Here is a 24,753-nt window from a genome sequence, read left to right on the forward strand (position 1 = left end):
TAGTAAAATTGTATAGTGATCTACGCGATAGATAGTTTGAATATTGTGTAAAAAATCAATTATAATCCTATTATCTCCTTGATCAAAGCCATCCTCATGTAGAGTCCGTTCCTAGCCTGCTCGAAGTACATTGCCTGGGGTAGTATGTCGACGTCCGGGGTAAGCTCCCAGACTCTTGGCAGGGGGTGTAGTAGCACTGGTATCTTACTGAACTTCTTGAGGTAATCGTAGGATATTATATAGCTCCCTTTAAGCCTCTCATACTCCTCGGGCTTCATCCTCTCTTTCTGCAGCCTTGTCACGTATAGTACGTCGAGCTTTTCTATTACATCATCAGGCTTCTCGTAGAGCTCATACCTAACCCTCCTCTGGTCGAGGACTCTGAGTATTTCTTCACGTGGCTGGAGCTCTTTCGGCGATATAAAATATATTTCAACATCCCTGAAGTTTGATAGCGCGTAAGATAGGCTTGAGATAGTCCTACCGTATTTCAGGTCGCCCATCATACCGACCCTTAGCCCGTCTACCCTGCCGAAGACCCTCCATATAGTGTAGACGTCGAGAAGGGCCTGCGTCGGGTGCTCGTTGTAACCGTCGCCGGCGTTTACAACAGGCGTCTTACATATCTGGGCTGCTTTAGCCGCGAAACCAGGCTCCCTATGCCTCACCACTATAATATCAGGCCCGTAGCCGTCCACAGTCCGCAGAGTATCCTCCGGGGACTCGCCTTTAGCCATGCTGGAGACCTCCTCGGGCCCAAGGTCTACTACTGTCCCCCCTAAACGGATCATTGCAAACTGGAAGCTAAGCCTAGTCCTAGTACTCGGCTCGAAGAAAGCTGTGAAAAGAACCCTGCCCCGAGCTATATCCAGCCTCTCACCGCTTTCAACCCTCTTCCTGAGCTCTTCAGCAACCCTTATCAGATATTCTATATCTCCCCTAGAGAACTGTAGGGCGGATATCAGATCCTGGCCTTTTAACAACAGAATTACACCTCATCGACTAAAGACTGTGATTACAATTTGCATTTCGGATAATAAAGTTTTATATTAACAATAAGTGCCGGCACGTGTAGTCTTTATACGATTATAAGATTTATCGTTATATACCAAGGTATTTAGAAAGGAAGTCTTCTCTCGTCTTTGCTTCTGAAGCACTTAACTCATGTTCTATCCTACCTTGACTTATTATATATATTCTATCAGATATTTTCAGCGCGTACGAAATTTTTTCTTCAACGAGAACAATTGTAGTCTTTAATTGATCTCTTAATTGCTTTATAGAATCGATCACGATACTTGAAAATTTAGGGCTTAAACCCATTGTAGGTTCGTCTAGAAGTAGAACTCTAGGTTTAGACATCAACCCTATTCCTATAGAAAGCATCTGCTGCTCACCGCCACTCAACGTTCTAGCTTTCTGGTTGAGTCTTTCTTTTAACACTGGGAATATATTAAAAACTACCTCCATCCTATCGCGAATATCCTCATCGTGTTTTAACAGATATGCTCCCATCAAAAGATTTTCCCTAACACTCATATCAGGAAATAAATTCCCCCTATTCTCAGGGATAAGTACTAATCCTCTCCTCACTCTCAGATGGGCTGGTAAACGCGTAATATCTTCACCGTAATACATTATCCTACCGTTCATAGGCTTTAATACCCCTGCTAGGGTTTTCATTAAAGTTGTTTTTCCTGCACCATTAGGACCTAGAATGCTTACTATTTCGCTGTCTCTAACTTTTAAATTGATATTCCATAAAACTTTGATACCGTAGTACCCTGAATCAATATTGTAACACTCTATTGATAGTTTACTCAATTACCTCACCAAAGTATACATCCTTTACAATTTTACTATTTAATACATCGTCTGGCTTGCCTTCGACAACAATCCTGCCCTGGTATAAGAAAACGGCTCTATCAGCATACCTAACGGCTCTCATAACATGTTCTACAAGTGCTATAGCATTAATTTTTTCTTCTATCGAAATTTTTCTAACAATTCTCATTAAATTATCCACTTCACTTGGAGGCAATCCAGCCACTATCTCGTCTAGCAGTAACAGTTTCGGCTTAGTAGCTAATGCTCGCGCTAACTCCAATAGTTTTTTCTCAGGCGATGTTAAGTTGACAACGTACTCTTCAGCTTTTTTCTCTAGGCCTACTAATGATAAAACATGCTTTGCTCTTTCTTTTGCTTTATCTATATCCATATTTCCTACATATATTGCTCCAACCATAACATTGTCTATGACCTTAGAATTCATAAACAAACGCGGGATTTGAAAGGATCTCGCTATTCCCAATTTTGCTCTTTTATAAGATGGAAGATTAGTTATATCGACCCCTTCAAACAATATTCTACCCGAATCTGGTTTAATTAACCCGGTTATAATATTGAATAGTGTAGTTTTACCCGCACCATTTGGTCCTATAATGGCTAAAAACTCGTTCTTAAAAACTTTCATATTAACATCTACAAGCGCTTTTACCCCTCCAAAACTTTTAGAAACATGCTGTACCTCTAAAATAACATCCGCCATAAAATCACCAGTCTAATTAGTATATTACTTTATCTAGTCTTCTATACTTAAGTCTTAGCCAGCCGATAAAACCTGTTGGGAATAGCTCAACGATTGCTATAAGTATAGGAGCCATTATCAGCATTTGCAGCCCTGGTAATAGAGCGGTAAGAAAATATTTAAGAGCTCCGTATAAAATCCCTGCTACAAGTGGACCTAGAAGGGTTCCTTTCCCACCAATTAATACAATAGCTAAAGCTTCCAAAGTATATGTAAGGGAGAACGCATCAGCTGGATACACTGCCTGATCTTTCAACAACTTTCCTATACCTAAGATAGAGCCTAGTAAGGCGCTTAAAATAAAAGCTGTTATTCTAGCCTTTAACGGATTAACACCATACACCATAGCGGCATCTTCATCCTCCCTAACTGCCATTAAAGCATAATTCAGTTTCGAATTCATCAGGAATAAGGTTGTTAGAATCGCGATAATCGCCGTTGCGTATATAATAGCATCTCCTAAATCTGTAGATATGAAACTAAGACCTTCATATCCAAACGTCTCAATGATATATTTTGACACAACAATACCCTCGGCACCACCCCATATCTTGGAACCTTCAACAAAGAATCTTATACCCTGACTTAATCCGATCGTCGCTATCGCAAAATAAGCTTCTTTAAGCCTAAGGCTTATAGCACCAGTAACTCCTGCGATTAGTAACGATATAAAAAATGAAAGGCCTAGCGATAACAATAGCAGAACTAATAGATTGGATGCTTTAGCCCCAAACCATGCAAAAGATAAAGCTGTCCCGTAAAGACCTGCTGCTATGAATACGGAATACCCAAAACAAACGTAATTAGTAAATCCTAGAAAAATATTATACGCTAATCCTAATGCTACATAAAAACCGATAAACGTCATAAGTTGCGAATATGTTGGTATAGTCAGCCTTATAATAATGATAAAAACAAGAGATAAAATGGATATATAGAACGAGTTCAGGAGCCTCATAATTCCCAAACCTCTGTCACCTTTTAATAACTCCTTCGGGCTTTAGTAATAGAATTAACATGAGTAGAGCAAACATTACAAACCTAGTCATAGCGTATGGACTTATTCCACTAAAGTTGCTAAGGATAACGTACGCTATAGACTCGATCAACCCATATAGAAGCCCTGCTATCAGAGCTCCTTCCGGCGAGCCAAGGCCCCCCATGACAGCGATTATAAATGCCGTATTCGTGTAAACATCCCCCATATATGGATTGATTCCGCTTGATACATAAAAAGTTAATAAGACCCCACTGAATACTGTTAGCGCGATCCCAATAGCGAACGATATCATGTATATTTTTTTCACGTCAACACCTACTAAAATAGCTCCCTCAATATTCTGTATTATACTTCTGGTGACTCTTCCTAATTTTGTTTTGTATAAAAAATAATATAAAACAAGTATTACTATTATGCTGGCAATGCTCCCAATAATTCTTGTAGCTGGAATATTGTAAATTAGAATTTTCACAGTCCCCAAGTCATATATAAAGCCCCTGTATGTTGGACCCCAGATTACTTTAGCTAGCTCCTGAATAAATATACCAAGAGCGAAAGCAGCAGTAAGAGAATACAAGCTAGGTAATCCTAGTAATTTGTTTACTACGAGATAAAATATCGGGATTCCAATTAAGAGTCCGAGTAAAAAGCCTATCGCAGCTGATATCAATGGGGGTATAAAATATAAGACGAACATCCAGTATGCTATATAAGAACCGATCATTATAATTTGTCCATGGGCTGAATTAACAAATTTCATTATGCCAAAAATATATGTTAGAGAAAAGCCTATTAAAGCATATAATGTTCCAGTCATTAATCCTGTTATAACGGATATAAACAATAGGTCTATGTTCAACTGATACCTCCTGTCTATTCGTTTAGTCGGGAAGAGTTTTTAAGCTTTCTTTGGACTTATCGTATCGGAATACTTACTCTAATTCTAGTTTTCCGATAAAATCGTTTATGTTTTTAATTTTGTTGTTTGCCAAATAGTTTCTAATGCCCTCGATTATCTCAACCATGATTCTCGGATTTACAAAATTTGCTGTTCCAACTTGTATAGCTTTAGCTCCGACAAGCAAATACTCTAAAGCGTCTTCAACCGAGAATATTCCCCCGCTAGCTATAACATTAATGCCTGCCGAAGCAGTCTCGAAAACAGCTCTCAAGGTTATAGGCTTAATTGCTGGCCCTGAATACCCTGCTACTATATTTTTGAAAACAGGCTTCCTTGTCTTTAGATCTACAGCCATAGCCCGATATGTATTTCCGATAGTTACCGCGTTTGCACCATTCTCGATTGCAACTCTAGCTATAGATACAATATCTGTTACATCAGGAGCCAGCTTTGCTATTATTGGTTTATTAGTAACTTTCACTACTCTACTTATAGCCTCTTTTACACATTTCTCATCCAAAGCACAATTCACGCCCATTTTCTCTAGATTAGGACATGATAGGTTTATCTCATAAGCCTTCAATATTTCACCCGCTGTCTCTAGTATTTCTACTACTTCGGCGAATTCCCTAGGGTTAAATCCGGCAACGCTTGCTATAAATGTAACTCCTTTTAATTTTTCTAATATTGGTATTTTATTTTTCACGAATTCTATCGCACCTTCATTTGGTATACCTATAGAATTAAGCAAGCCGCATGGTGTCTCATGAATTCTCGGAGGTGGATTACCTTCCCTCGGATTAAGAGTAATACTTTTTAATACTACGGCTCCGAGTTTTGTTGGATCGATGAAATCTTTGTATAATAAAGGGTCAAAAGTTCCAGAGGCATTCATCACAGGATTCTTTAGCCTAAGACCTCCTATATCCACGCTTAAGTCTACATTATTATAATCGTTCAAATAGTTCAAACTTCAAGTTCCCTCACGTTGAAGACTGGCCCATCTTTACATATGTACCTATAGCCATATATGGTTTTAACAACACACGATAGGCAGACCCCTAGGCCACACCCCATTCGTTCTTCGAGAGACGCGTATGCTTCGAGCGGTAATTTTTTCAACATTCTTATAAACCTATGAGAACCACACGTATAAACTATTTCAGGCGAGATTTTACTTACTATTTTTTGCACATTTTCTAGCTCGCTAGTTCCATCTTCGTCATAGACTATTATATATTCATTAACGTAATCTCCCACCTTGATAATCCCCCCGGATATAAAATCCTCCTCTTTGCTACGAAAACTTGCAACAAGATAGACTTGTATATTATTAGTTTTTAGTTTTTTACCTAAATAAGCTAAAGACGCAAATCCTATTCCACGAGATAATAAAACGGCTTTATTAACTCGTTTAATAGGAAATCCATTACCTAACGGCCCTATTAGATTTATCCATTCGCCTGGTCTCGACTCCGATAGAATTCTCGAACCCCTACCAACAACCTTGAATAAAATTTTTAATTTTCCATCATCATAGTCGAAAATTGCGTAAGGTCTTCTCAGTATAGTTTCGATACCGTTTACTTTAATCATTACAAATTGCCCAGGAACAAAATAATCGAGTGGACAATTAGAAAGTTCCATCAAATAAACGCTTTTATTTAACTGGGTTATTTCACTTATTATACAATCGAGGATTTTAGGCATTTAAAAAACACCTATTTAAGATGTAGGAGTGGCTAATTTCCCTGCTGCTTTCTCATCCCATGTTGGAATTGGATACACGGGTTTAGATGAAGCTGCACCAGGAGGATAAACTATCTGGAAAGTTCCTGCCTGCCATTGACCTACAACAATCGTATGTGCGATTTGACGCCCGGTTGATGGGTCTATCGCAAACGGACCGTAGACTGTCATTACTTTTAAGTCGTTGAAAGCATTCCTGACAGCAAGCTGGTCTAGGGATTGTGCTTTCTCTATAGCCTTAGCCAGTATAAGAATAGATGCGAATCCAGCTGCTGCGTGATAGGATGGACTTTTATCTGGTCCGGCAACCTGTTTGAACAGTGAGATAAACTCTTCCTGAGTGGGGCCGAGCCATTCATATCCCATTGATGATGCGACTTGAGGGGACCATTTAGCATACGGTGACCAGTGTGTTCCATCAATTATTCCTTCAGCCATTGTTCCAAAGTTCTTATAGAAGTCTGGTAAGCTGGCTGCTACAGCAATACCTATTAGTTTGGCATTAATTTTCATCTGAATAAGCTGCTGCATTGCTAGCATTCCATCTTTTTCATGAGAACAGATAAGTATTACATCTGGTCTAATAGTAGCTAATTCGTTAAATAATGGTGTGAAATCGCTTATATCGGTTGGATAAGACCTAAACATCACCACATTTAATCCAAGACTGTTTGAAATATTTCTCGCTCCGTTAGCTACAACAGTATTAAACTCATCTTCTTTATATAGTATGGCTACTTTAGCAGATGGGTCAAAATTGTGAACCATTTCTAAAGCAGCTTTCCATAACGTGCTTGCTGGAGCTGGAACCATTACAAAGAACCTAAAGCCCTGCATATATAGTTTATCACTATTTGCCATCCAGCTGACAAGCAACATATTATATTTTTCAGCAACAGGCGCTGCAGCAAGCGTGAGAGGTGAACCATAAGGACCAAGAAGGAAGTTTACATGATCAACTGTGATAAGTCTTTCGTAAAGGCTCGGCACTAAGTCTTTACTAGATTGGTCGTCATAATATTTTAATTCAAGCTTAACTTTTTTGCCACATAAATCAATTCCACCTTTAACATTATTCAACCAGTTAACAGCAGCTTTCATACCCCATAGACCCTGCTGGCCTGTGAGGGCAAACGATCCTGTTAAACTAATAGATAGACCTATCACGAGCTTATCGGGAACTGTGAAATTACATGTAATGCTTTGTGTTAACGGTGTTGTCTGAGTTATAGGAGTGGTTAGAGTAGTTTGATATACTGTGTACGTTTGAGTAACAGTAGTTGTGTAGGTGGTCGTCATAGTAATAGTCTTCGCAGGGCCTGTAACAATCCCAGCATAATATCCAGCAAGCGCTGACAATACCACAAGGATTATCGATATTATATAAATCGGCTTGGTCAATCAATCACCTATATACTAATATGGGCTAGTCATAACCTTATAAACGTTATTTATAATGGGTTATAAACATATTTAGCATTTTTCTGGAAAATTTTTATTTCCTATCCCCCCTCATATAAGGGTGGCATGACGGTTATCTCGCAGCCGTCTCTAAGAGCGTAATCAAGGCCTACTATGTTCTCCCCTACCAGGAACCATAAGAGGTATAGTTTCTCCTCGAGCTTCCTGAAGTAAGGGTTTGAACGTAGCTTCTCAACTAGGTCTCTCAGCGTAGCCTTATCACCTTCTAATTCGACCTCGAGGAATCTCAAGCCAAGTATTTCAGCAGCCTCTCCTACGAAGAATAACCTAACCCTCAACGCGTTGGGGCACCTAGGGCTTTCTCCAATGCTTTAACAATATTAACGTAGCCTGTACACCTGCATAGATTGCCTCTAATATACTTCCTGATCTCTTCCTCGCTCAGCCTCCTACCCTTCCTATACAGGTATTCGCCAACCATTACGAACCCAGGGATACAGTAACCGCATTGTATAGCGCCTTCTTCAATAAAAGCTTTCTGGACCGGCGTCAACCCGCCGTCGCCAGCCAGCCCTTCGACTGTGACAACCTCTCTGCCGTCGACATCTACCGCTAGGGTTAGGCATGATAATACAGGCTTGCCGTCTACTAGAACCGTGCAGGCACCGCACTCCCCGATCCCGCAGCCGTACTTAGCTCCCGTAAGCTTGAATTTATCTCTGAGAACATTCAGTAATAGCTCGTTGGGTTCTACATCGGCTTCAACCATCCTCCCATTCAGCTTAAACTTTATCTTCAACCAACCCCACCCCTGCTTCTCTCACAGGCTTTCATAAGAGCATCGTAGACTAGGACCTTGGAGACCTCCCTCCTATACCAGGCGGTAGACCTGATGTCTGTTATAGGGCTGATCTCTTCTACTACGACGTTTAAAGCATCGAGGATCCTGTCACTACCAATATCCAGGCCTCTAAGCATTTCTTCAACCCTCCTCGCTCTAATTGGCTTTGGCGCTACAGAGCCTAGGGCTACTGCTACATCCTCTATCCTACTGCCCTCGAACCTAGCTCTAACAGCTACGCTAGCGATCGCTAGGTCCATGCTAGTCCTCGCGATCTTGATAAAAGCTGAAGAGCCTTCTCTAAACGGCACTCTTATCTCTGTGAGAAGCTCGTTGAAACTACACACTGTCTTACCGGGCCCTGTGAAGAAATCCTCTAATCTCACAACCCTAACACCTTTTACACTAGCTAGTACGACCTCAGCATCGTAGACTAGCAGGGGCGGGGCGCTATCCGCCGCAGGCGACGCATTGCAGAGGTTTCCGCCTATAGTGCCCATAACCCTTACCTGGAGGCTCCCCATCTGATCTACAGCGTCTGCTAGAGCAGGGAAGTATTTGAGCACCTCGGACTCCTCGAGGTCGTTCCACGTAGTTAGAGCACCGATCTTCAAGTAGCCGTCTTCAACCCTGATATACCTCAGTCCCGGGACCTTCTTTATGTTAACAATATACTTCGGCCTTACAAACCCTGCTTTCATCTTGACGAGCAGGTCTGTCCCGCCGGCTAGCACCTTAGCATCTGGGCCTAGCTTATCGAGTAGTTCTAGTGCTTCCTCGAGAGACTTCGGCTCATAGTATTCGAACCTCGGGAGTATATGGGTATTCATATAGTTTATACGGGAGGGTCTCATAAACCGCCCTCCTTCTCCCTGATCAATTTGAGGAGTTTATCCGGCGTAACCGGGAGCTCGTAGATCCTGACCCCGACAGCGTTATAGATCGCGTTGCAGATAGCTCCGGCAGCAGGATTCATAGCAGCCTCGCCAAGCCCTTTTGCCCCGAAGGGTCCAGCGGGCTCCCTAGTGTTAGCGATTATTACTTTGAATTCTTCGACCGGGGGCAGGTCTTGGGCAGTAGGAATCTTGTAGTCAGTAATCAGGAACCTGTTCTCCAACTCGCCTGTCTCAGGATTGTAGGGTGTATCCTCTGTGAAAACCATCCCCCATGCCATTGCGAAACCGCCGTGGAGCTGGCCTTCGACAAGATCCGGGTTTATCGGAGTTCCTACATCCGCTCCCGCAACAACCCTTACAGGCCTTACTTTACCAGTCCAGGTATCTACTTCCACCTCAACATAGTAGACTGTGAAACTAGGCGGGGCGCTCGTAGCCCTATACGTTACTACAGCGGCTATAGTACCCCAGTTCTTCTGCCACACCTTCCTAGCTAGCTCTCTCAACGTGATACTGTACTCTGGCATACCCTCAATATATATAACAGCATCCTCGCGGAGGGGGTCGTACTTCATCCTCAGCGCCTCAGGGTTTACCGCTATCGGGAGTAATCTAACAGCTGCTTCCAGAATCTTCTGTTTCACAATGCTAGCAGCCCTCCTAGCCGCTTCTCCTCCAACGAACACCCCTCGGGAAGCATGGGTGCAGACATCGTAGGGCGTATTCTCGGTCGAAGCCAGGGCCAGGTTAATCCTCTCAGGCGGCACCTGTAGTTCTTCAGCAATGATCTTAATATGCGCGTCTAGAGTGCCACCGCCATGGTCCTGCAATGCAGTTATATAGTCGAAAGAACCGTCTTCGTTGAGTTTCAGCACGGCCCCCGTGAAGTCGATGACCTCCCCCGAGATAGGGCCTCCAGCGCCAGACGTGTGGAAGCCTCTCGCGAGGCCAATACCCCTCCTAAACCTACCCTTCTTATCCTGGGGCCTACCCCTCTTATCCCAGCCTATCAGCTCCCTGCCTTTGAGCAGGAGCTCGGGGACACCGTCTGATTTGATAACGGATTTCACCGTAGGCCCCTGGCCCCAGAATATATCCCCTCTCCCAACATAGTTCTTGAGCCTGAGTTCAACAGGGTCTATGCTTAATTCCTCGGCTAGCTCGTCTATCACTGTCTCAACAGCCCACTGTACCTCGGGGGCTCCATACCCTCTCAGAGCACAGCTAGGCACCTTATTAGTGTATACGGCTATTCCCTCATACCGTATATTCTTCCACTTATACATTGATACAAACCATCCTAGCGAGGTGCCGAGCAATGGGTAGGCCTGGATCTGGTGTGCTCCTATATCGAGAATATTATGGAATTCGCCAGCTACTATCTCCCCGCTCTTCTTAGCCCCTACCTTAATCCTCATATGGAACACATAGTTAGAGTGGTCTAGCATATCTTCTTCTCTAGTATAGCTTATCTTGACAGGCCTACCGGATTTCAAGCATAATGCGACAGCTATCGGCACTAGGTAGTTTACCTGTATGCTCGAGCCGAAGGAGCCTCCTATCGGTATTTTCACAACGTTAATCCTGCTCTCGGGGATTCCGAATAACTCGCTTATAAGGATCCTAGTGTTGTGTATTGTCTGTGTCGTCGCGTAAATAGTCAGCTTTCCCCCGGGCTCCGGAACGCATAAGACTGCCTTAGGCTCTAGCTGCATATGGTATCTCTTACCAGTCTTGAAACTCCTCTCTATTACAACATCTGCTTCTCTGAAAGCCTTGTCTACATCCCCCTCAGTATAGGATAGTGTTGCCGCAATATTCCTCTCGACTTTTACAACCTTATCCCCTTTCAAAATATACTCGTGGATAAGAGGGGATTCAGGCTTCATTGCTTCAAAGGGGTCTAGTATAGGCTTGTAGACCCTCTCGACTTCTATCTTAATCGATTCCACAGCCTTCTGAGCGAGCTCTTCGCTAGGTGCTGCTACAGCGGCGATCGGTTCACCAATATACCTCGGCTTATAAGTGAGGATCAAGTGGTCTTTAAAAGTCACTTCGTCTACGCTCACGAGCCTGGGGTTGAAGAGTTTAGCCGGTACATCGTTTGGAGTCACTACTACTGCTCCAAGCCTCTCTGCTTCCGATACGTCTATTCTAGCGATATCTGCGAAAGCATAAGGGCTCCTAAAAATCCTGCCTATCAGCATCCCGGGATACTCTAAGTCGTTGACGAATCTCAGGGCGCCTGTGACCTTAGGCTGAGCGTCGTGCCTGATAGTCTTCTTCCCGACAAAAAGATACTCGCTCATGCAACCACTGTATTACAATTATTATCTGTTCGAAAAATATTTATTTATCGTGGGAATATATGAGCCTAATTATCAGAAACGGGCGTATAGTAACCCCCGAACTCGTTCTCGAAGCAGATATCTATATCGAAGAAGGGATTGTAAAAGAGATCGGGAGAGGGGTTAGGAATCCCGGTGGTGTTGAAGAACTAGATGCTAGAGGTATGCTCATACTGCCAGGTGCAGTAGACGAGCACGTGCATATGAGGGAGCCTGGTTTAACCTATAAAGATGATTTCGAACACGGGACAAAGGCTGCTGCGGCAGGAGGCGTTACCACTGTTATCGAAATGCCTAACACACTCCCACCTGTCGAGAACAGGGAGAGGCTTGTAGAGAAAGCAGAGTTGCTTAGTAAGAGAGCATACGTAGACTTTGCACTCTACGGTGTCCTCCATGATGGGAATATTGATAGAATAGATGAGATGCTGGAAGCAGGAGCCGTAGGGTTCAAGGTATTCCTAGGGCCTACGACAGGTAATATACCTCCTCCTAGGCAAGGTAGTTTATATGAGATCATGAGGAGATCTGAGGAGAAAGGGTTTACAGTAGCGTTCCACGCAGAGGCACAGGAGATAGTAGATTACTTTACTTCCAAATTTATGAAGGAAGGGGATAAGCCGGCCCTCCATAACAAAGCAAGACCCCCGCTAGCCGAGGTCCTAGCGGTAAATATGGTTGCGACTATACAGAAATATGCTGGGGGAAGATCCCTCATAGTCCATGTTTCCTCGAGAGATGCTTTAGAAGCTATTGTAAGAGCCAGGTCTGAAGGAGTAAAGATGTATGCTGAGACATGCCCCCAATACATACTCCTTTCAACCGACGACTACGATAAATACGGTTCGCTCATTAAAGTAAACCCGCCTATCAGAGAGAGGGAGCACGGGCAAGCCCTCTTGGAAGCCTTGAACAAAGGGCTAATAGATACTATTGGAAGCGATCACGCGCCTCATACTGTAGAAGAGAAGAGCAAGAGTATATGGGAGGCTTCCTCAGGTATGCCAGGGGTGCAAACGCTACTCCCCCTAATGATAGACCTGGCGCTCAGAGGCCTGGTCGAATTAAAGAGGATACCGCTCCTACTGTCTAGGAACCCTGCTAGACTATTCGGCCTCTGGCCGCTAAAAGGTGAGTTAGCTGTCGGCAGCTACGGTGATATCGTGGTAGTAGACCCGAAGGAAGAATACGTTGTCAAGAGCGAGGACCTCTACTATAAGCATAAGATATCCCCGTTCATAGGCTGGAGGCTGAAAGGCAAGGTTAAATACACGGTTCTAAGAGGCTCTGTAATAGCCGAGGAAGGGGAAGTAGTAGACAAGCCCTACGGTAGATGGATTAAGCCCCTGGTCAGAGGGCAAGTTTTATATTAAAAGTAATATTATCTGGTGATCGGTGCCTAAACATGGCTCCCGTATCCAATAGGTCGAGCGCTATCAAACAATCCCCTCACAGGATACTTGTTGCTCTAGCAGACCAGCTTAGGAGGAGCGGTAGGAGGGTTATCGATTTCACAGCCGGGCAGCCGGGTCTACCACCCGACGCGCTAGCTCTAGCCGAGTTCATCGAATTCGTGAATAAGAATACTTTCAACGCTTTCCGCTACGCACCGACCCAGGGGCTGCCTGAACTACGGGAGGCTTTAAGCAATGATTTGAAGAAGTATGGTGGAGTCGATATCCCTCCCGGGAATATTGCTATCGTGAGCGGTGGGTTAGAAGGCATAATCCTAGCTCTATATGCTACTACAGACCCGGGTGACAGGGTTCTACTGTTCGAGCCGTGCTATAGCATGTACTGGGATACTCTTACATTCCTAGGCTTAAAACCCGAGTGGTGCAGCGAGAGTATTGAAAACGGCTTCCAACCGAGCATAGACTGCGTGCTCGAGAAGCTGAAAAACGTTAAAGCAGTCCTTTTCGCTAGCCCAGATAATCCTACCTCGAGAGTTATCAGTAGGGATGTTGCCAGGGCTCTCGCCGAGGAGGCATCTAGGAGGAAGGTCTGGATACTGTACGATGTAGCATACAAACACCTAGTCTACGAAGGCGAGCATGTGTGGCTCGAAAAATACGTTGAAGACCCTGGTATACTAGTTAATATCGGTAGCTTCTCGAAAGACATTGCTATACCCGGCGGCAGACTGGGCTATGTCTATTCAGCTAATAAGGATGTGGTAAGTGAAATAGTGAAATTGAAAGGTATAATGGGTATAGTAGCCCCAGTCCCAATGCAGTGGCTTGCCGCAATATACCTTAGCAAAGGGTATAAGGAGAAATACCTCGAGTATGTCCTACCTATCTACAGGAAGAGGAGAGATGCCGCGTTCGAAGCCGTCTCTAAATACCTGCCTAGAGCCAGGGTATTGAAGCCTACTGCAAGCATGTACGTCTTCCCGGATATGAGCGCCTACCTAAGGGATCTCAAGATGAACGACCTCGATTTCGCTACGAAACTAGCTAGTGAGAAAGGAGTCGTCGTATTACCGGGCTCGATATTCGGCCCCTCGGGAGTAAACCACCTTAGGATCACCTTTGTCACAAACGATGAGAAGACTATTGAAGAAGGCATTAAGCTAATAGGGGAAGCTGTAGGTGAAGCCTAGTGTCAGCCTACTCGCCTAAAGCCATAATACCTGTAAGGCTCGAGAGAGGCATGGAAATACCTGATGCTATCGCGAGAGCTGTCTACGAGAGGGGTCTGAGGGGAGGGCTGGTTATAGCGATAGGAGGCTTATCCTATGCGGAAGTAGGTGTTTACAGCAGGTCTGAGAACAAGTATTACACTAAGGTCTTCGAAGCCGGGTCCGATGAAACCCTTGAAGTAGCGCCTCTAATAGGAAACTACCTTGTTACAAGCAGCGGCCACGTCTCGGTGCATGTCCACGTGAACCTAGCCTGGAGGAGGGATAGGGTTGCGGGACACCTCGTGAAAGGTGTTGTAGACCCCTTCCTCGAAGTATTCCTAGTAGAGGTAGGAGATGTCGTTAGAGAAGTCTTCATCCACCGGGATGTCTGATAAGAAACTGGTTTTAACGTCTTTCACCGAGAGAGGATACTCGAAACTATACCGTTTCATACGTGCTGCCCGCGGAGTAGTGGCTTTACCGATACCTAGGACATTATGCGAGAGTGTTTTATCAAGCAGGGGCCTGGACTCCTTTAGCAATACAAGCATACCTGCTAGCCTGAGAAGAGTCTGGTGGAGTCTCTTGAGAAAAGTTGACGCTAGCATCGCAGACCGTATTATATGCTACCGTAGCGAGGCAGACTATGAAGGGCTGAGGGACTGGTTCTCCGAGGTATCAGTGTTGATGATTAAAGCAGACGTCTACGGTAGGATTGATGAAGAGGAGTGGCTGAAGGTATTCAAGACTAGTGCTACGCCTGTTACGCTTGTTGGAGACTATACTGTTGTAGACAATTATGTAGAAGCATATATGACGCTGAGACACAAGCCTGTAGCCTATATCGTAGTAGACGCTTTGATACCTACTCCTTTAGACCTCCTAGCGTTGATATCTCTTGGCGAACTACCGCGCACCCTCCTAAGACAGGTAGTGGGCTATGCTCTGAAATACTTCCACGAGTATCTCCTACGCTCTATAAACCTTACCCAGGCCTATCGGAGGCTTGCTAACGATAGCGGGTACGTTAGCTTCCTAAGAGCGAATTCTATTAGAATATTCCTGCAGGAGTAGAAGCCGTGTTGGCTAGTTTAAAAACTCGTAGTCTATAAACTTGAATTGTATCGAAAGCATGGTGCAGGTATGGGAACTCTCAACCTAGCTTTAATACTCCTAGTGTTCTCTACGGTTGCGCTTCTAGCAGGCAGTAATTTCCAAGAGGCTTGGAAACCCCAGTGGCTTATGGAGAAAGGAGGCCCTTCTAGAATCGGTTTCTATAACGCGTCTTATAACTGGTCTGGTAGGGTGTATACCGGGTTCCAGGGGATGGCTGTTTTCACAGCCGGCTTGTGTATTGCTACATCGCCTATCATAGCGGATTTAAACGGGAACGGTGTAAACGATATCGTGTTCAACGCATGCGACGGGTACACGTATGCTATCAGCGGGGTTAATTACACCATACTATGGAAGTACCCTACTAGGAACGGTTTATCGGTTCCAGCCGCAGGCTATCTGAGAGGCGATGGTGTACTATACGTAGTCGTTCCCGGCCCAAGGGAATTATATTGCTTACGCGGAGACAACGGCTCGCTAGTGTGGGTTGTAGAGGGCTACTTCGGAAGGGCTTCACCTGCGATAGCCGATGTAGATGGAGATGGGCTCCCCGAGGTGGTCGCAAATACTCTAGACGGGCACGTGGTCATTATCTCGGGAGATGGGAGCGTGAAAGCAGACATTACCGTAGGAGACCAGCCTGTCAGCACCCCGGCGATAGGCGATGTCGATGGTGATGGCATCCCCGATATCGTTGTAGCCGAGGGCTCTACAATACATATCGTTAGCTTCGAGAATGGTAACTGGACGGTCAGGTCTGTAGACCTAGACTCGCAGGTTAAAGGCTACCCCTCTCTCTACGATATTGACAGAGACGGGGTTGTAGACGTTCTTGTAGCTACAGAGAACTATCTATACGCTTTAAGCATTAGGAGAGGGGTATTGCTCTGGAAGGCTCCTATAGAAGGAGACTCGTTTTCGAGCCCTAGCGTAGGTGATGTATTCAATACTGGTTCCCCGAGTATTGTCATAGCTACTACCAAAGGGATATACGTATTCTCGTTGAACGGTATACTCCAAGACTATATTGACGGTGTTAACGCGGCCTACGGCTCTGTGATAATAACCGATATCGATGGAGACAGTCATAACGAGATGATCGTAGCCAGGTACGACGGGATACTGGACGTCGTCGATTTATCTATTTCGAGAGACTACTACGAGGCTATCAAATACGAGTTTAAGACTGGGGGCCCGATCATGAAGCCTCCCTCAATAGGCGATGTCACAGGAGACGGGCTACCGGATATAGTCTTCGGAAGCAGGGATTACAACCTCTACGTTGTGACAGGTATAGCCGGAGTCCTATCTACTAGCTGGGTTACGACGCCTACTACCAGCCAGGCCACGAGCGGGCCGGTTACCCAGACTACAACGGTTAGCCTAACGATCAGGTCTGGAGGCTACTCCTCCCCTATCCAGCCCAATTACATCCTGCTAGTATCCCTCACGCTATTCCTACTATCTGTTTCAGCACTAATTGTATTCTACGCTAGGAGAAGGAGGTAGAGTGCGTTTTTCCTCATGGTATTAGGAAATCGAGCGCTACCTTAGATGATACTACGGCTACAACTGCAAGGTATATTACTGAAGCAATAAGCGCTGTCAAAGGGTCTGTGTACTCATATAAGTTGTAGGTGCCGTACCTGATCAAGTCGGATATATAACACATCGGGAGAGCGAGAGAGAGGGTTTTCAGGTAATCCGGCATTATTGTCGCTGGGAAGAGCCCTCCTAGGAATATCATCGAGAACCTTACCAGGTTGAGTACTGCAACACCTTCGACAGGGTTGAATATTACGGCAATCCCTACCGTCATAAAACTGAAGGTAAGCGAGCCGAGAACTAGCCCAGCAATGAGGTAGAGCGGGTGGATTACTGGGACAGCCCCAACTATTAAATATAGCACTCCAATCGAAGCAATAGAACCCGCTAATCCTACTACGACCCCTCCAAGAGCTTTAGCTACTACTATAGCCGAGCCTGGTATCGGCGAGTGTATTAAGAGGTCGATCCCCCAGTTCATTTTATCGAAGCTGACAGCCACCTGGCTCATCGAGGTCGATGCGAATAGCAATGATACTGCTATCAACCCGGGGACTACACGCCAAGCCCCCATACCGGTGTACGAGTAGCCTAGTAGGATAACGAGCGTCATAGGAAAGAGCAGGCCCCAGCTTATCACAGGAGCCTTACTATAATACTGCCGGAGATCTTTCAACAGTATCGCTGTGACAGCACTAGCCCAGCCGGGTGGTTTAAACAAGGGTTTACCCTTACCTTGTTCACCCACTTCTCATCGCCTTTAGAACAGGGCATTCCTGAGGGCACTCCCTCCTAGGTTTGCAGGAGGAGATTATTCTCATAAATACCTCCTCCCACTCTAGTTCTTTAACAGCGATCCTAGCAACCTCCCCGCCAGCCTTCTCTACGGCTTCGAAAAGCCTCGGGATTACTACGCTAGCAGACCCCTCTATATGGAGGTACCCGCCTTCCACCGTCGCCCTAACCCCCCTTCCAACCAGAAGCTCCTTCACCTTCTCTACATCGCCTCTAACTTCGGCTATTACAACATCTTCTCTACCCCCAATAACCTCTCTAAGCTTAGCAGGCGGCCCCTGGGCTACTATAGCGCCGTTGTTCAGGATGAACGCGTACGAGGATATCTCCATGGCCTCTGGTATATTATGCGTAGCTAGTATTATTGTAACACCCTTCTTATTCAAATCCTTTATAATACGCCTGAGGCTTATAGCAGAGATAATATCCAAGCCTGATGTGGGCTCGTCTAGGATGAGGATCCGCGGGTCGTGGACGAGAGCAGATGCGATATCAGCCCTCCTTTGCAAACCCTTGGATAAACGCCCGTAGAGCCTATCCCTGTACTCCCATAAGCCTAGCTCCTCTAGGAGGCTCTTAAACCTATCCTTTAGCCTACTAGCTTTCAAGCCGTGTAGCCTAGCGGATAAGAGTATGTTGTCTTGGACGCTTAGCTCCGGGAATAGCATCGGGTGCTCGGATACGAAGCCTATTATAGAACGTGCTGTAACAGGGTTTTCTACAACATCTAAACCCATCACCCTGACTCTCCCAGCTGTAACTCTTAGAGTACCCGATACAGCCCTGAGAAGTGTTGTTTTCCCAGCACCGTTCGGCCCGAGGACAGCTACGATAGAACCGCATTCTACGCGTAACGTAACCCCTTTGAGGGCTTCAACCCTCCCATATCTTTTATACAAGCCTTCTACTTCAATACAAGCCTGCGTAGCCAACACCGATTCCTAGAAACAATCTTGCAACAAAGTTTTATTTATATGAAATGTTTTTTATTAATGGGAGTGTGTATGGAAAGCTCCCAGCTAGCTTTCCAGGGTCTGAAATACTACAGGCACGGGCTTAAGATAACGACTATCCTCATCATCCCTTTCTTCTTCGGCGGTTTAATAGCGGTTAGCGCATCAGTATCCACCTGGTCTTTCACGCCATTAGGCATATACGTAGGTCTACTAGCTGTAATGTCTTACCCGTTATGGGCCTATTCTAAAGCATTCCAGTTCTTCTACGAATCATATTACGATGGGATATACAGGGTTGTCTCAGTGTTATCGAAGATAGAGGCGATCGCAACCATTATCGTCTTCCCTCTAATAGGCTACTGGGTTTCCACTATCAAATTGCCTAGATCCCCTTACGGGATCGATGAATCATATCTCTTCTACGAATCCTTAAACAGTACCATCTTAGGGCTCGGAACCATAGGGTATGTTATAGGGCTTATAATATCCCTGTTATACGCTAGCGCGTATTTCACTCTATCCTCGGATACAGGCGCCTCATGGTTTAAAGTTGTCGGAGTACTGGTTGTTCTCACAGTAGTACTCAGGCTGTTCACGAATTTCGGAGCCCTAATATTAGCTATTGTAACACTAATAGCTAGCTGGCTAGCTGTAGAAGAGGCTGAAAACAAGATCGAGGACTCTATAATTGGCTCCTATCAGGGTTCATAGTGGCGTCATAAATATAAAGTATATAGACATATATTCAATACAGGTATACACATGCCTGATCACAATATGTATGAGATACTACGTAAGTACATGGATAGCGACCACTACCAGAGGCTTACCCGTATCCCAGACCAACGACTGCTCAAATGGGTTGCCGAAGTAGCTGAAACAGCCGAGCCCGAGAGGATCTATGTCAATACCGGTAGCCCCGAAGACTTCGATTTCATCAGGAAATATGCTTTAGAAAATAAGGAGGAATACCCTACGAGATACCCCCGTAAAACTGTCCATTTCGACGGGATAATAGATATTGCGAGAGATAGGGAGAATACGAGGATCCTGGTGCCAGCTGGTGTATCGATACCGATGATCAATACGTTCGACAGGGATAGGGGGCTCGCTGAGATCAGGGAGCTTTTCAAAGGCGTTATGAAAGGTAGGCTCATGTTCATCGGCTTCTACTGTTTCGGGCCTAGGGGTTCACCTTTCTCTCTTTACGGGGTCCAAGTAACGGATTCAGCCTATGTAGTCCATAGCGAGAACATACTATACAGGGTATGCTATGATGTCTTCGTTGAGAAAGGGGATTCGCTGAGGTATATGAGGTTCCTACACGCAACGGGCGAGAGGAACGAGCTTGGTTGGAGTAAGAACGTTGGTAAGAGGAGGATCTACATAGATTTAGAGGATAATATTGTATACAGTGTCAACACCCAGTACGCTGGTAATACTGTAGGCTTGAAAAAACTCTCACTAAGGCTCTGCGTAAACCAGGGTAGGAAGGAGGGCTTCTTGTGCGAGCACATGTTTATAGTCGGGGTGAGAGGGCCGGGCGGTAGGGTAACGTACGTGACAGGCGCTTTCCCAGCCGGGTGCGGGAAGACTTCTACAGCTATGATAGCAGATACCCTTGTAAGCGATGATCTAGCGATCATACACCCCTATAACGGCGAGGCAAGGGCTATAAACCCTGAGATAGGCTCTTTCGGTATAATCGACGGCGTAAACCCGGTTGACGACCCGGAGATATACCGTGTTCTACTAGACCCTGAGACAGAAGTGATCTTCAGCAATATACTCCTCACCGAGGATGGTGAGCCATGGTGGAGAGGTAGGCCTGAAGAACCGAAGAAAGGGTTGAACTATGCGGGGGAGTGGTGGCCTGGTAAGAAAGATGAGAATAATAGGGATATAGCACCATCCCACCCTAACGGCAGGTTTACAACATACCTGAGCTACCTGAAGAACCTCGACCCTAGGATCGACGATCCTATGGGGGTAACGGTTGAAGCAATGATATTCGGTGGCCGTGATTCTGATACAAACGTCCCGGTTGAAGAAGCCTTCGACTGGGTCCACGGGAATGTGACTAAAGCCGCTGCCCTAGAATCCGAGAGGACTGCTGCCGTCCTAGGACAGGCAGGTGTTAAAGAACTGAATCCATACGCTATACTAGACTTCCTATCTGTATCACCCGGGGAATTCCTGAGACTCCACCTAGATTTCGCCAGCAGGCTCAAGAAGGTCCCGAAGATTTTTAGTGTAAACTACTTCCTGAGAGACGAGCATGGCAGGTACCTTAATGAGAAAACCGATAAGATAGTATGGCTTAAATGGATAGAGCTGAGGGTGCACGGCGATGTAGATGCTTTGGAAGCGCCTACAGGATTCATACCCTTATACAACGACCTGGCTAAGCTTTTCGGGGAGTTTCTGAACAAAGACTACACCGAGAGAGATTACGCTGAACAATTTAAGATCAGGGTTGTAAAACAGATCGAGAGGATTGATAGAGTGGTTAAAATCTATAGAGAAGACTTCTACACACCTCAGGTATTCTACGAGGTAATGAGAGAACAGAGGAAGAGGCTTGAGGAGGCGAGAGCTAGGTACGGGGATTACATAGACCCGTTTAAACTCGATAGGAGATAAGGGTTAGTATATTAGGTAGGCTTTCTTCAACATCTCGTTTCCTAGAAGCTGCCTGCTATCGCCCTCGAGGACTATCCTCCCGTTTTCAAGCACGTAGCCCCTGTTAGATATTTCGAGAGAGTTTTTAACATGCTGTTCGACTATAACGAGTGTTATACCGTGTTCCCTATTCAATTTAACAACCATATCGAATAATGATAGCACTAGTTTCGGTGCTAGCCCCAGGCTCATCTCGTCTATCATCAATAGGTCGGGGGAGCTCATCAAGCCTCTACCTATAGCTAGCATCTGGGCTTCGCCTCCCGACAGTGACCCAGCTAGCTGGCTCCTCCTCTCCCTGAGCCTAGGGAATATACTGTAGACTGTCTCCAACCTCTCGCTAATCTTCTTAGGGTTCTTCTCAAGGTATGCTCCTATCAATAGGTTTTCTTCGACTGTTAGATTAGGGAAAAGCCCTCTTCCCTCGGGGACGAGCATAAGCCCCATCGCAACCCTTTCGTGAACCTTCCTCCTGGTAATATCGATGCCTTTGAATAATACGCTCCCACTGTAGACAGTAGTATAGCCCATGATAGTCCTCAGGAGGGTTGTTTTACCAGCACCGTTAGGGCCGACTATAGCAACGATCTCTCCTTTATCGACATGTATATTAATATCCCTCAATACCTCGAATTCCCCGTATCCGGCTCTCAGATTCCTAACTTCTAGAATATGCGCCATCCACGACACCCCTTAGACAGGTTTAATCCCCAGGTATGCTTCGATCACTCTAGGATTCGACGCTACCTCTTCAGGCGGTCCTTCGGCTATCAGCCTGCCTTCGTGTAATACGTATATCCTCTTGCTTAGCGACATAACAAATCTCATTACATGCTCTACGATAATGATCGTAACTCCTTTCTCGGCGTGGATCTTTTTGATCACGCTGGACAACCTCTCCTGCTCGGATGGTCTCAGGCCAGCTGCGATCTCGTCTAGGAGCAGGAGTTTAGGCTCTGTAGCTATGGCTCTAGCCAGGTCTACTAGCTTGTGTTCTACTAGTGTTATCTCGCTACCCAACTTCCCCCATGTCTCCCTAGGTACCCCGACTAGTTCAAGGGATTTGATAGCGATCTCTCTCGCTGTATTGATACTATTAGTCCTGAGGAGTGCGCCTGTCGCAACAGCTTCTAGCACGCTCATATTCCTGAACGGTCTCACCTTCTGCCAAGTCCTAGCTATCCCGAGTTTTGCTATAACATGGGGCTGGAGACCTGTGATATCTTTATTGTAGAAGTATATCCTTCCTTTATCAGGTTTGTAAACACCTGTTATACAATTGAATAGTGTCGTCTTACCCGAGCCGTTGGGGCCTATAAGCCCTACTATCTCGCCCGGCTGGATACTAACCGATACATCATCTAGTGCCACAACCCCGCCAAACCTCTTACTAACATTCCTAACTTCTAGGATTGGTTTCACACTACTCACTTCTTAAACCACCTCCTAAGACCTCTATACATTCCAGCAAGCCCATCAGGCCATGTTATCCCGAATACTATAAGAGCTAGACCGTAGAGTAAGAGGTCTAGCCCTGGGAACACTCCTCCGAGATAGCTCCTCAGGTACTCGCCAAGCGTCCTGAAAACCATGGCTGAAGCAATCGAGCCTCCGATCGATCCTAGCCCTCCGATAATACCCATTATCGCAATACTGATCGCGAGGCTAGAGTCGAAGAGCCTGTACGAGAAGCTGGAGTATATTACCACCTGGAGATACCCTAGTACACCAGTTATGAAAGAGTAAATGGATAACGCTAGGAGTTTATACAGCCTGGTGTCTATACCTATCGACTCTGATACAAGCTCGTCCTCTCTAATACTCTTTAGGTAGTAGCCTAGCTTAGAGTTCACGACTAGCAGGTTGGCTACTACAACTATCAGCAGGGCGATATCTATGATGAAGAATAGCTCGAAGTAGGATCTAGGCCTGAGATATACCCAGCCCCATTTACTAGGCAGGTAGAAATCCCATGGGCCTATAGAATATCTGAAGATATTGTTAAGTATAACAACTAGCGAAGCAGTTAGAAGAGCATACCATACCTCTCTGACACCGAACCTGAACGTCGGTATCCCTATAGCTACTGCTAGTAGAGCAGATGCTAGTCCTCCTGCGAAAACCCCTACCACCGGGGGCACGCCTAGCTTAATCCATAGAGCCGAGGTTGTAATACCGCCGATAGCTATATAAGCGCTCGCAGCAAGGTCTAGCTGCCCAGTCAACCCGCCTATGATATTCCACGCTCCGACAAACCCCGCGAATAGTAAGACCTGGTCCATTAAGAGCATATAGTAGTTGTTGCTAGAAACTACGAACGCTAGCAGAATTAGTACTGCTTCGAATATCAATAATGCTAGGATCGTATCCCTGCCTATAATAGCTATCACCTCCTAGCGAACAACCCTCTTGGTCTAAACCAGAGTATTAGGAAGAAGATTAGGTATACTACAGCCATTTTAACAGAGGGGCTTATCAGGCTACCGAGGGATTCGGCAATGCCTATTATGAGGCCTGAGTAGACTAGGCCCTGGACGCTCCCGAGCCCGGCTAATGCTACAGCAACCCATGAAACCAGGCTGAAAGAAGACCCCAGGTAGGGCCAGACCTGTCCCATCTCCATCCATAAACCTGCTGCAATACCAATCAACACCATCCCCAAGCCGAATGTCAGCAAATAGATTCTGTCTACGTTAATACCCATCAACATAGCGCTAGCTCTATCGTCTGTTACAGCTCTCATCGCGAGGCCTATCCTGGTTCTGGTTAGGAAATAGTTTAAGAGCCATAGTATAACTAGTGATAGCACTGCTGATACAAGCTTAGATTCGTATATAACGAAAGGCCCAATACTGAAGCCTCCTGAGAAAACCGGGTTAGGGTAACCCCTAGGCTCTGCTTTAAAGTAGCCTAGGGCAATATTCTGGAGTATGAAGCCGAAGCCTACTGTGACAGCTATCTGGATGAGTGGCTCTCTGCCTAAGACCGGGTTTATCAGACCCTTCTGGACCCCTAGCCCTAGTAGGAAGAGGAGTGGGATTAACAGTATAGTCGAGACGAGAGGGTCGATGTTCAAAGCTATTGAAACAAGCCATATGAAGTACGCGGATATCATTATAAGGTCTCCGTGGGCGAAGTTTATTATATCCATTACGCCGAAGACTAGTGCTAGACCCGATGCCACCACAGCGTAGAATAAGCCTAGGAAGACTCCGTCTATTACCTGCTGGAGTATGGATACAAGTATGTCCGGTATAAACATAGGATAACCCTCACGATAAGGAGTTTA

25 protein-coding genes are annotated in these 24,753 nt (G+C 45.5%); 7 read left to right on the plus strand and 18 right to left on the minus strand.

Features of this window, described 5'->3' with window-relative positions; genetic code table 11:
- Positions 1 to 59 precede the first annotated feature (59 nt).
- The 12 genes from pyrB to ACSU1N_RS06905 form a co-directional block, all read right to left on the minus strand.
- Positions 60 to 983: an aspartate carbamoyltransferase gene (gene pyrB / locus ACSU1N_RS06850; protein ID WP_440059498.1), complete on the minus strand. Its 924-nt coding sequence runs from the start codon at positions 981 to 983 to the stop codon at positions 60 to 62.
- Between the two features lie 118 nt (positions 984 to 1,101).
- Positions 1,102 to 1,824, minus strand: a complete 723-nt coding sequence (locus tag ACSU1N_RS06855) for an ABC transporter ATP-binding protein (protein ID WP_440059499.1) — start codon at positions 1,822 to 1,824, stop codon at positions 1,102 to 1,104.
- The gene (locus ACSU1N_RS06860) at positions 1,817 to 2,548 is read right to left on the minus strand and encodes an ABC transporter ATP-binding protein (protein WP_440059500.1); all 732 of its coding nucleotides are present in this window, start codon (positions 2,546 to 2,548) and stop codon (positions 1,817 to 1,819) included. Before ACSU1N_RS06860 ends, ACSU1N_RS06855 begins: the two co-directional genes overlap by 8 nt.
- Before the next feature lie 16 nt (positions 2,549 to 2,564).
- On the minus strand, positions 2,565 to 3,545 hold the full coding sequence (locus tag ACSU1N_RS06865) for a branched-chain amino acid ABC transporter permease (protein WP_440060300.1): 981 nt from the start codon (positions 3,543 to 3,545) through the stop codon (positions 2,565 to 2,567).
- A 16-nt stretch (positions 3,546 to 3,561) separates the two neighbouring features.
- Positions 3,562 to 4,446 carry a branched-chain amino acid ABC transporter permease gene (locus ACSU1N_RS06870; protein WP_440059501.1) on the minus strand — a complete coding sequence of 295 codons (885 nt, stop codon included), beginning with the start codon at positions 4,444 to 4,446 and terminating at the stop codon, positions 3,562 to 3,564.
- A 73-nt stretch (positions 4,447 to 4,519) separates the two neighbouring features.
- Complete coding sequence (locus tag ACSU1N_RS06875) at positions 4,520 to 5,458, minus strand: dihydroorotate dehydrogenase (RefSeq protein ID WP_440059502.1); 939 nt, start codon at positions 5,456 to 5,458, stop codon at positions 4,520 to 4,522.
- Entirely contained in the window at positions 5,455 to 6,198 is a 744-nt protein-coding gene (locus ACSU1N_RS06880) for an iron-sulfur cluster-binding protein (protein WP_440059503.1), read from the minus strand. The genes ACSU1N_RS06875 and ACSU1N_RS06880 overlap by 4 nt, the downstream gene beginning before the upstream one ends.
- A gap of 15 nt (positions 6,199 to 6,213) precedes the next feature.
- Positions 6,214 to 7,638, minus strand: a complete 1,425-nt coding sequence (locus ACSU1N_RS06885) for an amino acid ABC transporter substrate-binding protein (RefSeq protein WP_440059504.1) — start codon at positions 7,636 to 7,638, stop codon at positions 6,214 to 6,216.
- Positions 7,639 to 7,739: 101 nt separating this feature from the next.
- Positions 7,740 to 7,997, minus strand: coding sequence for a MoaD/ThiS family protein (locus tag ACSU1N_RS06890; RefSeq protein WP_440059505.1), 258 nt, complete (start codon positions 7,995 to 7,997; stop codon positions 7,740 to 7,742).
- Positions 7,994 to 8,458, minus strand: coding sequence for a (2Fe-2S)-binding protein (locus ACSU1N_RS06895; protein WP_440059506.1), 465 nt, complete (start codon positions 8,456 to 8,458; stop codon positions 7,994 to 7,996). The genes ACSU1N_RS06890 and ACSU1N_RS06895 overlap by 4 nt, the downstream gene beginning before the upstream one ends.
- Positions 8,455 to 9,354: an FAD binding domain-containing protein gene (locus ACSU1N_RS06900; RefSeq protein ID WP_440059507.1), complete on the minus strand. Its 900-nt coding sequence runs from the start codon at positions 9,352 to 9,354 to the stop codon at positions 8,455 to 8,457. Before ACSU1N_RS06900 ends, ACSU1N_RS06895 begins: the two co-directional genes overlap by 4 nt.
- Positions 9,351 to 11,705 carry a xanthine dehydrogenase family protein molybdopterin-binding subunit gene (locus tag ACSU1N_RS06905; protein WP_440059508.1) on the minus strand — a complete coding sequence of 785 codons (2,355 nt, stop codon included), beginning with the start codon at positions 11,703 to 11,705 and terminating at the stop codon, positions 9,351 to 9,353. The genes ACSU1N_RS06900 and ACSU1N_RS06905 overlap by 4 nt, the downstream gene beginning before the upstream one ends.
- Positions 11,706 to 11,764: 59 nt before the next feature.
- Between ACSU1N_RS06905 and allB the strand changes: the two genes are divergently transcribed.
- From allB to ACSU1N_RS06930, 5 genes are all read left to right on the plus strand, one after another.
- The gene (gene allB, locus ACSU1N_RS06910) at positions 11,765 to 13,117 is read left to right on the plus strand and encodes an allantoinase AllB (protein ID WP_440059509.1); all 1,353 of its coding nucleotides are present in this window, start codon (positions 11,765 to 11,767) and stop codon (positions 13,115 to 13,117) included.
- A gap of 32 nt (positions 13,118 to 13,149) precedes the next feature.
- Positions 13,150 to 14,349 (plus strand): pyridoxal phosphate-dependent aminotransferase, encoded by a 1,200-nt coding sequence (locus tag ACSU1N_RS06915; protein WP_440059510.1) that lies wholly within the window; start codon positions 13,150 to 13,152, stop codon positions 14,347 to 14,349.
- Positions 14,349 to 14,762 (plus strand): PPC domain-containing DNA-binding protein, encoded by a 414-nt coding sequence (locus ACSU1N_RS06920; protein ID WP_440059511.1) that lies wholly within the window; start codon positions 14,349 to 14,351, stop codon positions 14,760 to 14,762. The genes ACSU1N_RS06915 and ACSU1N_RS06920 overlap by 1 nt, the downstream gene beginning before the upstream one ends.
- On the plus strand, positions 14,725 to 15,444 hold the full coding sequence (locus ACSU1N_RS06925; RefSeq protein WP_440059512.1) for a hypothetical protein: 720 nt from the start codon (positions 14,725 to 14,727) through the stop codon (positions 15,442 to 15,444). Before ACSU1N_RS06920 ends, ACSU1N_RS06925 begins: the two co-directional genes overlap by 38 nt.
- Positions 15,445 to 15,513: 69 nt before the next feature.
- Positions 15,514 to 16,995 carry an FG-GAP-like repeat-containing protein gene (locus ACSU1N_RS06930; RefSeq protein ID WP_440059513.1) on the plus strand — a complete coding sequence of 494 codons (1,482 nt, stop codon included), beginning with the start codon at positions 15,514 to 15,516 and terminating at the stop codon, positions 16,993 to 16,995.
- A 13-nt stretch (positions 16,996 to 17,008) separates the two neighbouring features.
- Here ACSU1N_RS06930 and ACSU1N_RS06935 read toward each other — a convergent pair whose 3' ends face one another.
- Positions 17,009 to 17,779 carry an ABC transporter permease gene (locus ACSU1N_RS06935; RefSeq protein WP_440059514.1) on the minus strand — a complete coding sequence of 257 codons (771 nt, stop codon included), beginning with the start codon at positions 17,777 to 17,779 and terminating at the stop codon, positions 17,009 to 17,011.
- Positions 17,772 to 18,758: an ABC transporter ATP-binding protein gene (locus tag ACSU1N_RS06940; protein ID WP_440059515.1), complete on the minus strand. Its 987-nt coding sequence runs from the start codon at positions 18,756 to 18,758 to the stop codon at positions 17,772 to 17,774. Before ACSU1N_RS06940 ends, ACSU1N_RS06935 begins: the two co-directional genes overlap by 8 nt.
- A 72-nt stretch (positions 18,759 to 18,830) precedes the next feature.
- Between ACSU1N_RS06940 and ACSU1N_RS06945 the strand changes: the two genes are divergently transcribed.
- Together ACSU1N_RS06945 and ACSU1N_RS06950 are read left to right on the plus strand one after the other, a co-directional pair.
- Positions 18,831 to 19,493, plus strand: coding sequence for a hypothetical protein (locus ACSU1N_RS06945; RefSeq protein ID WP_440059516.1), 663 nt, complete (start codon positions 18,831 to 18,833; stop codon positions 19,491 to 19,493).
- 51 nt (positions 19,494 to 19,544) lie between these two features.
- Positions 19,545 to 21,425 carry a phosphoenolpyruvate carboxykinase (GTP) gene (locus tag ACSU1N_RS06950; protein WP_440059517.1) on the plus strand — a complete coding sequence of 627 codons (1,881 nt, stop codon included), beginning with the start codon at positions 19,545 to 19,547 and terminating at the stop codon, positions 21,423 to 21,425.
- Positions 21,426 to 21,428: 3 nt separating this feature from the next.
- On the opposite strand, the gene ACSU1N_RS06955 is transcribed toward ACSU1N_RS06950, so the two are convergent.
- The 4 genes from ACSU1N_RS06955 to ACSU1N_RS06970 are packed head-to-tail and all read right to left on the minus strand — an operon-like array spanning position 21,429 to position 24,726.
- Positions 21,429 to 22,145 (minus strand): ABC transporter ATP-binding protein, encoded by a 717-nt coding sequence (locus ACSU1N_RS06955; protein WP_440059518.1) that lies wholly within the window; start codon positions 22,143 to 22,145, stop codon positions 21,429 to 21,431.
- Between the two features lie 12 nt (positions 22,146 to 22,157).
- Positions 22,158 to 22,895: an ABC transporter ATP-binding protein gene (locus ACSU1N_RS06960; RefSeq protein ID WP_440059519.1), complete on the minus strand. Its 738-nt coding sequence runs from the start codon at positions 22,893 to 22,895 to the stop codon at positions 22,158 to 22,160.
- Positions 22,892 to 23,854 carry a branched-chain amino acid ABC transporter permease gene (locus ACSU1N_RS06965; protein ID WP_440059520.1) on the minus strand — a complete coding sequence of 321 codons (963 nt, stop codon included), beginning with the start codon at positions 23,852 to 23,854 and terminating at the stop codon, positions 22,892 to 22,894. The genes ACSU1N_RS06960 and ACSU1N_RS06965 overlap by 4 nt, the downstream gene beginning before the upstream one ends.
- Positions 23,851 to 24,726 carry a branched-chain amino acid ABC transporter permease gene (locus ACSU1N_RS06970; RefSeq protein WP_440059521.1) on the minus strand — a complete coding sequence of 292 codons (876 nt, stop codon included), beginning with the start codon at positions 24,724 to 24,726 and terminating at the stop codon, positions 23,851 to 23,853. Before ACSU1N_RS06970 ends, ACSU1N_RS06965 begins: the two co-directional genes overlap by 4 nt.
- Positions 24,727 to 24,753: the final 27 nt, after the last annotated feature.

This window comes from Thermogladius sp. 4427co (assembly GCF_051933805.1).
Lineage (GTDB): Archaea > Thermoproteota > Thermoprotei_A > Sulfolobales > Desulfurococcaceae > Thermogladius.

Bases quoted from the DNA above. Each gene is read 5' to 3' on its own strand.
- ACSU1N_RS06925 (WP_440059512.1), top strand. From the start codon at position 14,725: ATGTCGTTAGAGAAGTCTTCATCCACCGGGATGTCTGATAAGAAACTG.
- ACSU1N_RS06880 (WP_440059503.1), bottom strand. From the start codon at position 6,198: ATGCCTAAAATCCTCGATTGTATAATAAGTGAAATAACCCAGTTAAAT.
- ACSU1N_RS06900 (WP_440059507.1), bottom strand. From the start codon at position 9,354: ATGAGACCCTCCCGTATAAACTATATGAATACCCATATACTCCCGAGG.
- ACSU1N_RS06865 (WP_440060300.1), bottom strand. From the start codon at position 3,545: ATGAGGCTCCTGAACTCGTTCTATATATCCATTTTATCTCTTGTTTTT.
- ACSU1N_RS06915 (WP_440059510.1), top strand. From the start codon at position 13,150: ATGGCTCCCGTATCCAATAGGTCGAGCGCTATCAAACAATCCCCTCAC.
- allB (WP_440059509.1), top strand. From the start codon at position 11,765: ATGAGCCTAATTATCAGAAACGGGCGTATAGTAACCCCCGAACTCGTT.
- ACSU1N_RS06905 (WP_440059508.1), bottom strand. From the start codon at position 11,705: ATGAGCGAGTATCTTTTTGTCGGGAAGAAGACTATCAGGCACGACGCT.
- ACSU1N_RS06970 (WP_440059521.1), bottom strand. From the start codon at position 24,726: ATGTTTATACCGGACATACTTGTATCCATACTCCAGCAGGTAATAGAC.
- ACSU1N_RS06955 (WP_440059518.1), bottom strand. From the start codon at position 22,145: ATGGCGCATATTCTAGAAGTTAGGAATCTGAGAGCCGGATACGGGGAA.
- ACSU1N_RS06945 (WP_440059516.1), top strand. From the start codon at position 18,831: ATGGAAAGCTCCCAGCTAGCTTTCCAGGGTCTGAAATACTACAGGCAC.
- ACSU1N_RS06930 (WP_440059513.1), top strand. From the start codon at position 15,514: ATGGGAACTCTCAACCTAGCTTTAATACTCCTAGTGTTCTCTACGGTT.
- ACSU1N_RS06950 (WP_440059517.1), top strand. From the start codon at position 19,545: ATGCCTGATCACAATATGTATGAGATACTACGTAAGTACATGGATAGC.
- ACSU1N_RS06860 (WP_440059500.1), bottom strand. From the start codon at position 2,548: ATGGCGGATGTTATTTTAGAGGTACAGCATGTTTCTAAAAGTTTTGGA.